Origin of the sequence: Calothrix sp. FACHB-168 (assembly GCF_963889195.1) — a bacterium.
Lineage (GTDB): Bacteria > Cyanobacteriota > Cyanobacteriia > Cyanobacteriales > Nostocaceae > Aulosira > Aulosira anomala_A.
On record NZ_CAWPNJ010000053.1, the window covers coordinates 1 to 16065 of the forward strand.

General features: G+C 40.1%; 11 protein-coding genes. 8 read left to right on the forward strand and 3 right to left on the reverse strand.

Translation table 11 applies throughout. From position 1 onward, the window contains the following. The first annotated feature begins 428 nt into the window (after positions 1-428). Entirely contained in the window at positions 429-1610 is a 1182-nt protein-coding gene (locus tag AACW45_RS28685) for an aldo/keto reductase (protein WP_190636286.1), read from the forward strand. A gap of 119 nt (positions 1611-1729) precedes the next feature. On the opposite strand, the gene AACW45_RS28690 is transcribed toward AACW45_RS28685, so the two are convergent. Continuing rightward, positions 1730-3043: a hemolysin family protein gene (locus AACW45_RS28690; protein WP_190636288.1), complete on the reverse strand. Its 1314-nt coding sequence runs from the start codon at positions 3041-3043 to the stop codon at positions 1730-1732. A 289-nt stretch (positions 3044-3332) separates the two neighbouring features. Here AACW45_RS28690 and mfd point away from each other — a divergent pair, with 289 nt between their 5' ends. The 5 genes from mfd to AACW45_RS28715 all read left to right on the forward strand — a co-directional run bounded on the left by mfd (position 3333) and on the right by AACW45_RS28715 (position 9451). Next, positions 3333-6881 carry a transcription-repair coupling factor gene (mfd, locus tag AACW45_RS28695; RefSeq protein WP_190636290.1) on the forward strand — a complete coding sequence of 1183 codons (3549 nt, stop codon included), beginning with the start codon at positions 3333-3335 and terminating at the stop codon, positions 6879-6881. A gap of 113 nt (positions 6882-6994) precedes the next feature. Beyond that, positions 6995-7270 (forward strand): BrnT family toxin, encoded by a 276-nt coding sequence (locus AACW45_RS28700; protein WP_190636292.1) that lies wholly within the window; start codon positions 6995-6997, stop codon positions 7268-7270. Next, the gene (locus AACW45_RS28705; protein ID WP_242045765.1) at positions 7251-7508 is read left to right on the forward strand and encodes a BrnA antitoxin family protein; all 258 of its coding nucleotides are present in this window, start codon (positions 7251-7253) and stop codon (positions 7506-7508) included. The genes AACW45_RS28700 and AACW45_RS28705 overlap by 20 nt, the downstream gene beginning before the upstream one ends. A 228-nt stretch (positions 7509-7736) precedes the next feature. Further along, positions 7737-8456: a pentapeptide repeat-containing protein gene (locus AACW45_RS28710; protein ID WP_190636297.1), complete on the forward strand. Its 720-nt coding sequence runs from the start codon at positions 7737-7739 to the stop codon at positions 8454-8456. A gap of 5 nt (positions 8457-8461) precedes the next feature. Further along, complete coding sequence (locus AACW45_RS28715; RefSeq protein ID WP_190636299.1) at positions 8462-9451, forward strand: endonuclease NucS domain-containing protein; 990 nt, start codon at positions 8462-8464, stop codon at positions 9449-9451. A gap of 132 nt (positions 9452-9583) precedes the next feature. On the opposite strand, the gene AACW45_RS28720 is transcribed toward AACW45_RS28715, so the two are convergent. Then, entirely contained in the window at positions 9584-10153 is a 570-nt protein-coding gene (locus tag AACW45_RS28720) for a Uma2 family endonuclease (RefSeq protein WP_190636357.1), read from the reverse strand. Between the two features lie 230 nt (positions 10154-10383). On the opposite strand from AACW45_RS28720, the gene AACW45_RS28725 reads away from it, so the two are divergent. Together AACW45_RS28725 and AACW45_RS28730 are read left to right on the forward strand one after the other, a co-directional pair. Further along, complete coding sequence (locus AACW45_RS28725) at positions 10384-13158, forward strand: M16 family metallopeptidase (RefSeq protein ID WP_190636301.1); 2775 nt, start codon at positions 10384-10386, stop codon at positions 13156-13158. Between the two features lie 275 nt (positions 13159-13433). Beyond that, on the forward strand, positions 13434-13868 hold the full coding sequence (locus AACW45_RS28730; RefSeq protein WP_190636303.1) for a hypothetical protein: 435 nt from the start codon (positions 13434-13436) through the stop codon (positions 13866-13868). Positions 13869-13996: 128 nt separating this feature from the next. Here the strand turns inward: AACW45_RS28730 and AACW45_RS28735 are convergent, their stop codons facing one another. Beyond that, a complete protein-coding gene (locus AACW45_RS28735) occupies positions 13997-14296 on the reverse strand; it encodes a putative quinol monooxygenase (RefSeq protein WP_190636305.1) in 300 nt (99 codons plus the stop codon). Positions 14297-16065 lie beyond the last annotated feature (1769 nt).

Genomic DNA, 16065 nt, shown 5'->3' on the forward strand with positions numbered 1-16065 from the left:
AGACGCTGTGTAAGACCAAATTAAACATGAGTTTAACGAGGCAACGGCGAATGAGACGGGAAGCCTACTGTGTACGCGAAGCGTCACTGTAGGTACTTCACTTAATTAATCTAGTCTAGTGTAAGATGTAAAACTTTTAAGAGACTGTAAATTACGGTCTCTTTTTGTATTTAATAAGACTCATATTTAATTAATACTGATTTCAATAATGTTTGCGATACATCAAAATATTCTAGAGGGCATGGCAGTGCCAGTGCCCCTACAATCTATCGCATTCTTTCTTGAATTAGTATTAATTGCTACTCGATTGAATTCCTCATACTGTGCTAGGGAATCAAGAATCATGGCATTGTGAACTGTTAGTTCTGGTTGATGCGTTAAATTGAAAAATTGAGATTTTAACTTCAGAACTAATTTAACGTCTATTAATGCTATACAGAAGATTTGGACGCACCGAGTTACAAATGCCAGTGTTTTCCTGTGGTGGGATGAGATATCAGTTCAAATGGCAGGATGTTTCCCCTGATGAGATTCCCCAAGATAATCAGGATAATTTAGAAGCAACTATTCGGCGGGCGATTGAATTAGGTATTAATCACATTGAGACGGCGCGTGGTTATGGCACTTCGGAAATGCAATTAGGGCGAATATTACCGAAATTCCCCCGTGAGAAGTTGATTGTGCAAACGAAAGTTAGCCCAGTTGCAGATCCGCAAGAATTCCGCGAGACATTTGAGCGATCGCTTAATTATCTCCAACTAGATTACGTAGATTTACTAGGGCTACATGGCATTAATCATGACGAGAGTTTAGATTACAGCATCCGTCCTGGTGGTTGTGTAGAAGTGGCACAGCAGTTACAAGCTGAAGGGAAAGTGAGATTTATTGGCTTTTCTACCCACGGTTCTACAGATACAATCGTGCAAGCCATTAATACCAATCTATTTGATTATGTTAACCTGCATTGGTATTACATTAATCAATGGAACTGGCCAGCAATTACCGCCGCTACAGAGCATGATATGGGTGTGTTTATTATTAGTCCATCGAATAAAGGCGGGATGCTGTATGAAGCACCAGAAAAATTAGTCAATTTGTGTGCGCCTTTAAGCCCAATGGTGTTTAACAATTTATTTTGCCTGAGTCATCCCCAAGTGCATACCTTGAGTATAGGCGCAGCAAATCCCCAAGATTTTGACGAACATATCAAAACTTTGGACTTGCTAGAGCGAGCAGATGAAATTTTACCGCCAATTTTGGCTAGGTTAGAACAAGAAGCGATCGCTACTTTAGGTGAAGACTGGGCGAAAACCTGGCGCGTAAATTTACCCAGTTGGGAACAAACACCAGGGGAAGTAAATATTCCAGTAATTTTATGGCTGTGGAATTTAGCGATCGTCTACGACATGATAGACTACGCCAAAATGCGCTACAACCTCTTAGGTAATGCTAGTCACTGGTTTCCTGGTAATAAAAGCGATCGCATTTCCGAATTAGACTTAAGCAATTGTTTAGCTGCTAGTCCCCATGCAAATAAAATCCCCCAAATACTGACGCAAGCACATCAGCTTTTAGTGGGGGAAGAGGTGAAGCGATTGTCTCAGAGTTAGGGGCTAGGAATTTTAGATTTTAGATTTTGGATTTTAGATTCAAATACAATCGCAAATCCAAAATCAAAAATTGTTTCAATGCCCAATGCCCAATTGTAGAGACACGATTAATCGCGTCTCTACCCTGCCGATTTACTGGGCTTGGGAATTACCAATACTTTATCGACTCGATTACCGTCCATATCCATGACTTCAATGCGCATTCCTTCCCATTCAAAATGATCGGCGGCGGCGGGGATGCGTCCTAAGTGTGTGATGACAAATCCGCCTAAGGTTTGATAGCTACCGTGTTCTTCAGATTCCCATTCTTCCATGTCAAAGATTTCTAAAAATTCTTCGACAGGTAACATTCCATCTAATAGCCAAGAACCATCTTCTCTCTGTACGGCTTGGGGTTGGTCTTGTCCTGGGTCGGCTGGCACATCACCCACAATTTCACTCATAATATCGTTGAGGGTGACTAGTCCTTGAATGACTCCGTATTCATCAACTACCAGCGCCATGTGAGTAACGGTTTGCTTAAATAACTCTAAAACTTTTAAACCACGGGTACTTTCAGGGACAAATACCGGTTGTCGCAAGCCTACAGTTAAATCTAAAGATTCACCTTTAAAACTTCTGGCTAATAAATCTGTAACGGGAATTACACCTAAGACATTATCTAGTCCTTCTTGACAGACTGGGTAGCGGGAATAGGCGCTGTCAACCATTTTTTGGCGGTTTTCTTCGGCGCTGTCTTCCAAATCGAGCCAGACAATATCCGGGCGGGGTGTCATAAAAGAACTGACAGGGCGATCGCCTAAGCGAAAAACTCGCTCTACCATATCCTGTTCAGCTTCCTCAAAGGTTCCCGCCTCGGTACCTTGCTCAATTAAAATTTTGATTTCTTCTTCCGTAACTTGCGGTTCTGTTGATGGTCTAATTCCTAACACCCGCAAAACCATTTCCGTAGAAGCACTTAAAAGAAAAACTGCGGGAGATGCGATCGCCGCTACAGCTTGCATGGGAATCGCCACAAAGGCTGCAATTCCTTCCGGGTTGTTTAAAGCCAATCGCTTGGGGACTAATTCGCCTACAATCAGGGACAAATAGGTGATGATTAAAACCACTAGCCCAAAGGAGAATGGTTGACTATAAGGTGCTAAAAACGGTATGGACTTGACATAAACCGCTAATTTCTCAGCAATTGTCGCGCCACCAAAAGCACCAGTCAGAATTCCAATGAGGGTAATACCAATTTGAATAGTAGAAAAAAGTTGATTCGGAGATTCAGCCAGCTTTAACGCTTCTCTGGCTTTCAGGTCTCCTTGATTAGCCATTTGTTGTAATCTTACCTTCCGTGCCGAGACAATCGCCATCTCGGACATAGAAAACACCCCGTTGGCAATAATTAATACCAAAATGATTAAAATTTCAAAAGTCATGGAGGACATCTTTATATTTGCCGCTATCAAGAGCGAACTTGGCTTAATTCCTAGTATCTAGTATTAAAGGTGCATCTATAAACGCTTTAATTGTACATAAAGTACTGGGTAATGGGCATGGGGCATTGGGCATTGGGCATTGGGCATGGGGCAGAGACGCGATGAATCGCGTCTGTACAATTGTCTCCCTTCCTTCCCTTGTCAAATTCTTTGAGCCAAAAGTTCAGGGGGCTGTTAACAGTATTTAAAATAAGTGACATCAGCTTCCTCACAACGACTTGCATTTACATTAAAATTTATGGCATTTTCTTCTATTGTGCGTGCTTTAGCGCGATCGCCTTTAACTACTGAACTACTTTCTAAACTTAATCGTCAACAAGATTTACGGTTAAATGGTATTCCTCGCCTTCCTAAGGGTTTGGTCGCTTCTGCACTGGCGCAAAGTTCGGAAAATAATTTATTTGTGGTTTGTGCCACTTTGGAGGAAGCGGGACGCGCCTATGCACAATTAGAAGCGATGGGTTGGAAGAATGTCTATTTTTACCCGACTTCGGAAGCTTCGCCTTATGAACCCTTTGATCCAGAAACGGAAATGACTTGGGGTCAAATGCAGGTTTTGGCTGATTTGGTCAAAATTCAAGAATCTAACAGTCAACACTTCGACAAGCTCAGTGCGGCGCAGTCAACGGTCAACGGTCAACAGTCAACAGTCAACGGTCAACAGTCAAAAATTGCCATTGTGGCGACTACAGGGGCGTTACAACCCCATTTACCGCCGCCTGAGGCTTTCATTCCTTTTTGCTTGACGTTAAAGAAAGGGATGGAATTTGATTTAAATACCTTCAGTACAAAAATTACTACTTTGGGTTATGAACGAGTTCCCTTAGTAGAAACAGAAGGACAATGGAGTCGTCGGGGGGATATTGTTGATATTTTTCCTGTAGCGTCAGAGTTACCTGTGCGCTTGGAATGGTTTGGCGATGAAATTGAGCAAATTCGGGAATTTGACCCCGCAACTCAACGTTCTGCGCTAGATAAAGTTAACCAAATTATTCTCACTCCTACTAGTTTTGCAGCGATTGTCAGCGCTGAATTGAAGAATATTCCTGAGGTAACAGTACTGAGTGCGGAGTCGGAATTTGACACCGATAAACTCGAAGGTAGTCGTCGCTTTTTGGGGTTGGCTTTTGAGCAACCTGCTTCACTTTTGGACTATTTGAGCGAAAATACTTTAGTTGCCATTGATGAACCAGAACAATGTCACGCTCATAGCGATCGCTGGGTAGAAAATGCTGAGGAACAATGGTCTTTAGGAACTGGGGAAATTGGGCTTGGTGCGTTACAATTACCAAAAATTCATCGGTCTTTTGATGATTGTTTAGCTGTTGCGGCGAAGTTTAAACAAATATATCTGTCGGAACTAGCAGAAGAAAATACGGGAATTAATCTCGCTAGTAGACCGGTTCCCGTTACACCACATCAATTTGCGAAATTAGCTGACACATTACGCCAAGAACGCGATCGCAATTTCTCGACTTGGTTAATTTCGGCGCAACCTTCCCGTTCTGTTTCCCTACTCCAAGAACACGATTGTCCGGCGCAGTTTATCCCCAATCCCCGCGATTACCTAGCGATTGAAAAGCTACAAATTAACCATATCCCTGTAGCGCTGAAATATTCTGGTTTGGCGGAATTAGAAGGTTTTATTCTCCCGACATTCCGCTTGGTAGTAGTTACAGATAGGGAATTTTACGGACAGCATTCTTTAGCGACTCCCAGCTATATCCGCAAGCGTCGTCAAGCTGCTTCAAAGCAAGTAGATCCGAATAAGCTGCGTCAAGGCGATTATGTAGTTCACAGAAGTCACGGGATTGGGAAATTCGTCAAGTTAGAAAGTCTGACAATTAACGATGAAACCCGCGATTATATTGTCGTGCAATATGCCGACGGTTTGCTGCGAGTCGCCGCCGATCAAGTTGGTTCTTTATCCCGGTTTAGGACTACCGCCGATAAAGCGCCAGAATTGCATAAAATGACGGGGAAAGCTTGGGAAAATACCAAGAACAAAGTCCGCAAAGCGATTAAGAAATTAGCGGTAGACTTGCTGAAATTATATGCAGCGCGATCGCAACAACAAGGCTTTAGTTATCCTCAAGATATGCCTTGGCAAGAGGAAATGGAAGATTCTTTCCCTTATCAACCTACCACAGACCAGCTTAAAGCTACCCAAGATGTGAAAAGAGATATGGAAAGCGATCGCCCAATGGATCGTTTAGTTTGTGGTGATGTCGGTTTCGGGAAAACAGAAGTCGCAATTCGCGCCATTTTCAAAGCTGTCACCGCAGGTAAACAAGTCGCCTTACTTGCGCCGACAACTATCTTGACTCAGCAACATTACCACACCCTCAAGGAACGCTTTGCACCTTACCCGGTTAATGTCGGTTTACTCAACCGCTTCCGCACTGCTGAAGAACGGCGAGAAATTCAAAAGCGGTTATCAACGGGGGAATTAGATGTAGTCGTGGGTACGCACCAACTTTTAGGTAAAGGTGTCACCTTCCGCGATTTGGGATTGTTGGTGGTTGACGAAGAACAGCGCTTTGGCGTTAACCAAAAAGAGAAAATTAAAAGCCTGAAAACCCAGGTAGATGTGCTGACACTTTCCGCTACACCCATTCCCCGTACCTTATACATGTCTTTATCCGGGATTCGGGAAATGAGCTTAATTACCACACCACCCCCATCCCGACGACCGATTAAAACGCACCTCGCCCAGATGAATTACGAGACCATCCGCACAGCTATTCGTCAAGAATTAGACAGAGGCGGACAGGTATTTTACGTAGTTCCGAGAGTAGAAGGAATTGAAGAGACAACCACAAAATTGCGAGAGATCATACCCTCAGCCAGATTTGCTGTAGCGCACGGTCAAATGGATGAAGGACAGCTAGAATCAACCATGCTCACCTTTAACAATGGTGATGCAGATATTTTAGTTTGTACAACAATTATTGAATCTGGCTTAGATATTCCCAGAGTTAACACCATCTTAATTGAAGATGCTCACCGCTTTGGGTTATCGCAATTATACCAGCTACGCGGTCGGGTAGGACGGGCAGGAATTCAAGCTCATGCTTGGTTATTTTACCCCCAGCAACGCACATTATCGGAAGCTGCAAGGCAGAGATTACGAGCGATTCAGGAATTTACCCAATTGGGATCTGGCTATCAACTAGCCATGCGCGACATGGAAATTCGGGGTGTAGGTAACTTGCTAGGTGCAGAACAATCCGGTCAAATGGATGCGATCGGCTTTGATTTGTATATGCAAATGCTGGAAGAATCGATTCGGGAAATTCGCGGACAGGAAATTCCCCAAGTTGACGATACACAAATTGACCTCAACCTCACAGCATTTATTCCCGCCGATTACATTACCGATGTCGATCAGAAGATGAGTGCATATCGCGCAGTCGCCGCAGCGAAATCGAAAGAAGAATTAACACAAATTGCGGGAGAATGGAGCGATCGCTATGGTGCAATTCCAGTCCCAGCAAGTCAATTATTGCGCGTTATGGAACTGAAGCAGCTAGCTAAGAAATTAGGATTTAGCCGCATTAAACCAGAAAACAAACAGCATGTAATTTTAGAAACGCCAATGGAAGAACCAGCTTGGAATTTACTCGCAGCCAACTTACCAGATCATCTCAAAACCCGGTTTGTCTACTCTCCTGGGAAGGTGACAGTGCGGGGTTTAGCTGTGATGAAAGCCGATTTACAATTGCAAAGCTTAATTGATGCATTGGGGAGAATGCAAGGTGCAATTTTGGAAGCGGCTGTAGTGTAAACAAAAATAATGCTGATTTTGTTATGTCTCCTTTGCTTGTTTGAGAGACTGACTTTATTTGCACCATGCTGTAGTTGTATCTTGTAACTACAAAATGTAGTTACAATTAAGCTATGGAATTTGAATGGGATGAAGACAAACGTCTTGCTAACATTCGTAAGCATGGAATTGACTTTATCGATGTTCCATCAGTTTTTGATGGAGATATCGTTACCATTGAAGACGATCGCTTTAGCTACGGAGAGCAGCGATTCGTCTCTTTTGGCTTATTACAAGGGCGAGTTATTGCCATTGTCAATACAGAACGAGAGAATCGCACCCGGATAATTTCTGCTAGAAAAGCCACCAAATATGAACAACGAACCTACTTTGAACAAATCGCAGACTGATTGGCAACGCTTAGATGCTATGAGTGATGAAGATATAGATTTATCTGATTGTCCTGAGATTACCCCAGAACTTTTTGCTAAAGCAACAGTTAAACGAGGCTTACCCAATGCCAAAACTAAAACTCAAGTTACATTACGCATTGATAGTGATGTTTTAGAGTGGTTTAAATCTCAAGGGCGTGGTTATCAGACTCAAATTAACACTTTACTGCGAGCGTATATGGAAGCTCATCAGTAATAAAACTTTTGGCGTTGCTGATGGATGTAATGATTTTTGTCTCACGCAGGGCGCAAAGGCGCAGAGAGTAGGAGTTTGAGAAATCAAACTTTTAATTTTCATTCCTTCATACAGCAACGCTCTTTTTTTGAAAATAGCGAACTTATGCAAAGTAGATAAAGAATTGCAATTGTTTGTAATTGCTTGGGTAAACTCCATATTGGAGACCAAGTTAAATTATTAAATTTTATGGCTGAAGAATCTACTAGTAATCTCACATTTTCGCAACAACCTCCACAAAAAGTAAGAACACTTGAAGCATTACTCAAACTTTATGCAAAAGGACATCGTAACTTTTCTGGTTCAGACTTACGTGGAGTAACAGTAAATATTCTTGACCAAGAAGTTAAATATCTCGATTTAAGTGAAATTATTCTTCGAGAATCTAACCTGACAGCTATTGTTTTTAATAGAACACCAACATTAAAAGTAAATTTAACTGGTGCGGATTTTAGTAGCTGTTATTTACAAGGAGCCGATTTATCTAGCTGTAGGCTTGACCAATGTAATTTTAGTAATTCAGATTTAACAAGAGCAAATTTAGCACGTTGTTCTTGTAGAGGTTCTGATTTTATCCAGGCAAAACTACAAAATATCATGATGTCTGAATATGATACTGATTTGACAGCATCAAACTTTACCAAAGCTAATTTAACCTCATCATATCTATCTGGTAAATTTTCTAATGCTAATTTTCGTGGATGCAATTTTTATAAAGTAACTTTTAAGAGTTTTTACGCCCAAGGATCAGATTTTTCAGATGCTGACTTACGAGAGATACAATTACCTGCCCCTACTACTGTAGATTTGCGATATTCTTACTACAATCATCAAACAAAATTTAGTAAAAATTTTGATCCAATCGCAATGGGAATGGAACTGATTGAAGATAAAAGTGATGAGGATTGAAGATTGTGCTGAGAAAAAACCAACAAGGTTGGATGTTTAATGATGAATATCTCTTAGAAGATTTTATTTGGCAGAATTTAGAACAGGCTTTAAATTTGATTCCTCTGAAACGTCAATTTAATATTCATGGTGAATATTGCGATATTCTTGCTAAAGATAATAATAATCAACTGGTTGTATTAGAACTCAAAAATTGTGAGGATCGCTACGTTATTCATCAATTGACTCGCTACTATCACAGTCTCAAATTAGAAGAACCTTTTCCAGACTTGATAGACTATAGCCAACCAATTAGACTTATCGCCATTGCTCCCGATTTCCATAAACATAATTTTATTGACCGTCGCTATAGCATATTAAAAATTGAGTTTATTCGCTTCGCTATTTTAAATCAGACAAATAATTTTTATTTACATTTATATCTTGAAGGTCGTAAGGAGATTACCATACAAGAACCTATTCCCTTTAGAGAAATTCAAGAAAATCAAGAAGTAGTTACACCTAAAGTTATCCTCATTGATAAACCACCCAGAATGTTAGTTAACTTTTTGGATACACTTTCTCCTGTGACCAAAATTGAGGTGTTAAGGCTGAGAGAGCAAATGCTAGGCTACGATCAACGTATCCGAGAAGTAAAGGATGGAAAAAGTATATTTTATGGACGAGGTAAAACAAAGCCTATATGTCAGTTAAAGTTAATATCAAAAACTCAGCCGACTCAAATCAATTATCTACAGTTTTACTTATGGCTACCAATTCTCAAAAGGCTCCTACGCTTCAATAAACAAACAGGTATAGGTAGAATGTATCTAAACTTCGAGGCGGATTTGAAGACTGTTAAATCTCTTACTTATTGGACACAAACCAGCCGCCAAGCTAATGCTTTACCAATACCGACTGATAGTTATATTGATGAAGTTGGCTTAGATAAAGTACATCAAAATTTAGATAAATTACTAGAATTGGCAATTAAACTTAATCTAGAAAGAAGTTGACATAATTATTTTAAATTGAGATGCATATTAAAATTTATATATATTTTCAAGTTTTGAATAAAATACCAAATATACATTTATGCTGACTTTTACAAAACAATCTGAGCGCTCGCTCTTTCAACCAAAGCTCTTTTACTCAAACACTACACCGCGATAAATTTCCACCATTGGTAATTCAATTTCCACTGAATCCAAGGGAATTGATACTTCTAAACCAGTAAATTCACTGAGCAACCAACCTTGAGATTGCTTGCTATAGCGTTCAACAAATGGTTCATCTTGTTCGACTAATAAATATTCGCTAAAACTAGGAATTGAGCGATATATACGAAATTTATTTTGGCGGTCATAATCTGCGGTAGAAGGAGAAAGTACTTCAACAATCAGGATAGGATTTAAAACCTCATCTAACCGATCCGCATTCAGTTGAGGTTCACCATCAAAAGCCATAACATCAGGATATACTCCGCGTCGATATTCAGGAATCCACAGACGTAAATCGCTGTTAATTGGCTCAAATTGAGTATCGCGTAGTAGGAACTTGAGAAAGGCAAAAATATTCCCACCGATCCGGCTGTGTTGGAGCGTTCCTCCAGGCATAAGTACAATTTCTCCATCTCGGTATTCGCTGCGTCCTTCTGCTTTTTCTTCGATGGCGCGATATTCATCCAACGTGTAGCGGCGCTTGATGGTAGAAATCATAATTCTAATGCGATCGCATTGCTGATAGGACAACAAAATTATTTTCTCACAGTGCCCGCGATGATGTGTTGTTAAGGAACAATATCTGCATTGGCAGTGTATTTACTGAAGTAAGCAGTCAAAAAAGAACAATGCTAATTATCGGTTTACCTCTTCCCTCTCCCAAGCTTCAAATTGCTACCATTTATTTTTATTCTCAGTTAAATTGAGAATTTCCATTTTTGATGTTTATGAAGCTACGCTCATACATGCTAATAGGGTTATTACTCAGTCTACTGCTTAGTACTGTACCGGTTTCTGGTCATCTGACCAATGCTGCAACACCCCCAGATGTAGCACCTGTATCTACTCTTTCACTCTCCCAAGGGGTGAAAAAGACGGTGTTAGATAACGGCTTAACTGTACTAACTAAAGAAATACATACAGCGCCTGTAGTTAGCGTGCAGGTATGGTATAAAGTAGGCTCTCGTAATGAAGGTAAGGGAGAAAGTGGCATTTCTCACCAATTAGAACATTTGATGTTTAAGGGTACAAAAGAGCGTCCGGTGCAATTTGGGCGGTTATTTAGTGCTTTAGGCAGTCAATTTAATGCTTTTACTAGCTACGATGAAACGGTATACTTTGGCACGGTGCGCCGAGATAAACTAGAAGCACTGCTGACCTTAGAAGCCGATCGCATGAAAAATTCCTTGATTGGCACTGAGCAACTCACTAGTGAAAAACGGGTAGTTATATCTGAGTTACAAGGGTATGAAAACTCACCGAGCTATCGTTTAAACCGAGCAGTGATGCAAGCGGCTTTTCCTAACCGTGCTTATGGTTTACCTGTAGGCGGGACAAAAGCTGATGTGGAGAAATTTACGGTAGAGCAGGTACGTAATTATTACCAAAAGTACTATAGCCCAGAAAATGCTACTTTGGTAATTACAGGGGATTTTACCACAGAACCGACAATCAAAGCTGTTAAAGAAACTTTTGGTAAAGTAACGCCGAGAGCCAACAAAGACTTAGGAATACAGGAACCTAAGAAAACCGTGAGTGCTGCGACTGCACAAAAAACGCCAATTGTCTTGAAAGAAGCAGGAAGTGCAGCATTACTGCAAGCTGTTTATCCGCTACCAGATTTAAAACATCCTGATGTTCCGGCAATTGATGTCATGGATATGATTTTAACTGGTGGACGTAGTTCTCGCCTTTATCAGGATTTGGTAGAATCTGGACTGGCTAGCTCTGTGAGTGGTAGCGCCGCAGAATTAATAGAGCCGGGTTGGTATGAACTGAATGCTACAGCAGCTCCAGGTCAAGAATTAGGCAAAATTGCTCAAGTAATGCAACAATCTTTGGTGAAACTGCAACAACAGCCAGTAACGACCGAAGAATTAAACCGCGCTAAAACCCAACTCCAAGCTTCATTTATTTTGGGTAACCAGGATATCACCAGTCAAGCCAACCAATTAGGGTATAACCAAACGATCGCGGGAGATTATCATTTTGTGGAAAAATATTTAGCAGCGATCGCTAAAGTTACCCCTCAAGATGTACAGCGAGTTGCAAAAACTTATCTCAATCCAGCTAAACAAACCATCGGCTTCTTTGAACCAACCCAAGCAGATGGGGAACAAGTTGATGCTAGTGGCGCTTCTAGCCGCACTAGTGAAAACTTTAGCCCTGGTAAACCTGTAGATCCAGCAGAATTGGCTAAATATTTACCTCCTGCTACTTCTAGTACTAGCAATAGCCAACAAGCGCTACCAGAGCAGTTTACTTTAGCTAATGGTTTACGAGTTCTGCTGTTACCTGACCATAGTGTACCGACAATTAATTTAAGCGGACAAATTGACGCGGGGACTGTGTTTGATGGTAATCAAAAAGCTGGGTTAGCGAATCTTACAGCTAATAACTTGATGAATGGGACGAAAACTCAAGATGCTTTGACTTTGGCGGAAACTTTAGAAGATAGAGGGGCAAGTCTAGAATTTGCTGCTAGCCGCGAAGGCGTCAATATTGGCGGTCAAGGATTATCAGCAAATCTGCCCATATTAATTCAAACTTTAGCAGATGTGACACAAAATGCTAACTTCCCTGCCGACCAGTTAGAATTGACTCGTCAACGGGTGTTAACTAGCTTGAAAGTCCAACTTGACGATCCCCAATCTTTAGGAAGAAGAGCCTTCCAACAAGTAGTTTACCCAGAAAATCATCCGTTCCACAGCTTTCCTACCGTCGAAAGCTTAAACAATATTACTCGCGATGATGTGGTGCGCTTTTACCGACAACATTACCGCCCAGATACAACAACGATCGCTTTAGTGGGCGATTTTGATCCAGCCAAAGTGAAAGACTTGCTTAATCAAAGTTTCGGTAAATGGCAAGCTCAAGGTAAACCACCACAACTCAATTTACCACCTGTAGAGTTACCCACAACCTTGACACGCTTGAATAAAGTAATTCCTGGTAAAGCCGAAGCAGTCACCTACCTTGGTTATAACGGCATCTCCCGCAAAGATCCGCGTTACTATGCAGCTTTAGTCCTGAATCAGATTTTGGGTGGCGATACCTTATCTAGTCGCTTAGGTACCGAAGTACGCGATCGCCAAGGTTTAACTTATGGTATTTACAGCGGCTTTGCTGCGGGAGTAAACCCCGGCCCCTTCTTGATTCAAATGCAGACAAATCCCCAAGATGCAGAAAAAGCGATCGCTAGTACCCTAGCTTTACTTAAACAACTGCGGGAACAAGGGATAACTGAAGCAGAATTGAACACCGCCAAACGCTCAATTAGCAACAGCTACCCTGTAGATTTAGCTAATCCCAGCGCTGTCGCTAGCATTATTTTGGACAATGATGTCTACGGACTTTCACCTCAAGAAATCCAAGAATTTCCCCGCCAAATTGAGTCTGTAACTATGGCAGATGTGCAAAAAGTCATTCAGGAGTTAATTAAACCAGAGAATGTAGTCATTGTAACTGCCGGTTCTCAGCCGACAGCGCAAAAACGCAGTTAATTAAAAGCGGCGGGAAACTCTATTTTCTCATGGATATTTGGGTTTACTCGCCCCGCCGCTTCGGGCATTGGGCATGGGGAATTGGGCATTGGTTTTTCTTTATATCCTATTCCCACTTATTACAAATCAGTAGGGGCATGGCATTGCCGTGCCCTCTAAAAATATATGAACACATCACAAATATGATATGAATTGTTGTAAGTCGGTGTAAATAAACAAAAATCAATAAATAAATGGTAAATAAACTAGAAATGCTTACCAATGACAAATGACAAATGACAAATGACTATCTTAATCAGGGTTTAGTAATAGTAGGAGCAGCGACTATTACCACTTTCACAGTAATAAATCTACCAGATGTCGCTGCTCAAGATAAAACTAAATGCGTCAGCCAAATCACAGGTAAAGCAGGTAATGTCTTCTCCGGAGATTGCATTCCCAATGGTTTGTGGATTAACCCCAGCTATGGTGCAGAATATGCCCGATTGATGCGAATTGCAATTCAAGCTGCTGCTAATCGGGATGATTACGATACAGCCATGATTAATTTTTCCAGGGCACAAAGCATTTCCGGCGTCACAGATTCAGAAGTACGTCGCGGATTATTGGGCGCAATTCTAGCAAAATCAATTCAGAAAAATCCCGTACAAGGCTACTTCCCTTCTCGAATTTGGCTATTAATTACCGGAGAATTTAGCGAAGGAGGGTGAGGGAATAGGGAAGGAAGACAAGGAGGACAAGGGGGACAAGGAAGACAATTGTACAGACGCGATTCATCGCGTCTCTGACCAATGACAAATGACCAATGACAAGTTATATTTAATCGCGCCGACTTAACTTAAGCCACAAGATAATAACGGCGAATATCTGGTGCAGTAGCTACTAAACCTTCTAATTTAGCTACTGCTTCTTGGAGATGGGGCGAATCTAAATGATTATTTAATGCTTCGTTAGAAGACCATTCTTCAACAAAAGTAAAATCTGTGGGATCGTGCTGATTTTGTAAAAGTTCATAGGTGATAGCACCTGTTTCCTGTCGGGTTGGTTCAATTAATTCCAACAGAACTGCTTTGAGTGCTTCTATTTTATCGGGTAAAGCCACAACACGGGCTACAACGCGAATAGTTTGGTTTGTCATTTTTTAATTGTTGCTACAGTTAATAGAAAGATTTTATTTCACCTAATACCAATTTGAAGAATGATCGCTACAAATGTAGGTTGGGTTGAGGAACGAAACCCAACACCCCAAAGCCTTGTATATGTTTGGTTTCACGACCTTCTACCCAACCTACGCATCTGTCGCATTCTTTTTTAAAATTAGTATAATACCAATTTAATATGAAGATACACATAATTATAGGACTTACGCAATAACTCTCCCAAACTCTCTTTACTTCGTGTTCTTTGCGTACTTCGTGGTTCGTTTTTTCATGATTTTACGTAAGTCCTGAATTATTTGGGGAGATATGGAACTGAAAAAAAAATCTACTTAACTTTGCATTAGAGAAAAATAGTTTTGTGCAGCTTCAAAAATAAATAGCATGTTAAATGCGATCGCTTATTTTTAAGTAACACCTTTTAATAGCTTTTTAAACAAAAAATCCTTTGATTGAATAATCAATTTTTTATTAAACAAAACTCAATATTAACAAGAGTGTTTAAAACCCTCGGAAGAATTATGTAAAATTAATCACATAATTATTGAGTTAATACCCCGACTTGAGTTGACAAGGTGAAAATGCTTGCAGTTGCTACAACTTTCAGTCATAAATTAACGTTTCCTGACTAAGCAATCTTTTCATACTAGAGCTAAACGCATATATCGAATATTATGTCAACCCTATATATGCCAGATGAATATGTGTGTAACTTATATAAAAACCAGATAAGTATATGGTAAAAGAATATCTATAAGCATTTCCACTAACAAATATGAATTTTGTTTTTGAGTGCATCAGCCAAAGTTCAAGAGATTCACAGTTTTTAGTTAGTTCCGATTGCTGTGAACGGATAAAAGCAAGATTAAAACTCTCAGATGTATATAGGGTAAGTATTTGAGCGTTATTTTTCTCAGTAAATAGTTGACATCAATATTATTCGCTCAAACCCTTATTTTGTAAGGTTTACAGACTATTTTTTGGAAATTAATAAAAATTGTCAAGCAGTCTGAAATACAGGCTTTTATAGCAGCTTGTGAAACAGGCTATTGAACTATGTCATCAGGTACAAAAGTTATCTGATGTTTTCGAGTCTCCAAAAAAGAAATCAGGGTAAATAAGTCTACATATTGTGAGGTAATTTTGACAATTAGTCGAATTGTGAGATTCAAAATAGCAGCGTTGATTGTTACTATATAAAACACTTGAAATTGCCAAGGATAGTAATCATCTGCAATCAGCCCTTATTTTGATTTTTTGACGCCAGTAAATATCTGAAAACACCTTTTTGATGAAATAAGGTGTTTAATTTTCTCAAAAAATTATCGTAGTGCTAGAGCTAACTACAAAATTAATTTGTAGTTTGACAGACAAATTTAGTTTGAATAATTCTATCAACTTTGAGATAGTATCTAACAAAAATTCAGAGTTGAAATCCTTCATGTTTTTTATTAACTAAGTACATAGGCTGGTTGAGAAATCTCTAGTAAAACCTTTGCAGATCTTGTAAAGGTTGCTTTTGCATCTTTGATTAAGTTGCCAATCATAATTTTGGCATATTTCATTCTGTTTTCTCTATTTTTTGTCTAAAAAATAGAATTTTCAAATTTTGTATTTTGGGAATAGGTAGTCAATGCATATATTACGGCTTGCAAGAGACAATTTACCCATCATTTGCTCCCAATCAAGTGATTTTCATAGCCTTTTTGGCATTTGTCATCATGAGCTAGTTTGGGTGGTTGTTTCTGAT